This window comes from Pseudomonas sp. MD195_PC81_125 (assembly GCF_014060985.1).
In the GTDB taxonomy this organism is placed as follows: Bacteria; Pseudomonadota; Gammaproteobacteria; order Pseudomonadales; family Pseudomonadaceae; genus Aquipseudomonas; species Aquipseudomonas parakoreensis.
In genome coordinates, this window is record NZ_JABULD010000983.1 from 1 (window position 1) to 516 (window position 516).

The following is a 516-nucleotide window of genomic DNA, read 5'->3' on the forward strand; positions in this document are numbered from 1 at the left end:
AWTTGATCAGACGCAGCAGGGTACTTTTTCCCGCACCGGAATGGCCGATCAGGCCGAAGACCTGACCGTTTTCAATCGAAAGACTGGTCGGGTGCAGGGCGGGGATGTCCTTACCGGCGACGCGGTAAGTTTTGTGGACGTTTTGAAACTCGATCACGTAGCGAACCTTGTGGGGCGCGTTAGAAAAGGATCAGCGGTTAGCCGGGCGCGCATTTTAGCCTGTCCGTATAGAGGTTCTTAGCATTTATTTCGCAATTAACCTTCGATTTGGCAATAACAAGATCAAAGGTCATAAAAAAGGAACGCCCGTTCCTGCTCATTGGTCACTAGTTAAGCGACTTGAAACCCTGGGTAACCGTGCCCGGAAACGCTCAAGAGTCCCCGTTGAAACGGGGTCAACCGAGGAGTTTACGTCTGATGAGCAGCAAGAAACCTACCACCGACAAAAGCCAGCTGGCCGGAACCGATACCAAGGATCGCGCCAACACCAACGCCAAACTCGACAGCCTGGAGAAG

General features: G+C 52.6%; 1 protein-coding gene. It reads right to left on the reverse strand.

Annotated elements, in window-relative coordinates; translation table 11 throughout:
* The coding region (locus HT737_RS30720) for an ATP-binding cassette domain-containing protein (protein WP_182404698.1) at positions 1-157 on the reverse strand (157 nt) is incomplete at its 3' end.
* Positions 158-516: the final 359 nt, after the last annotated feature.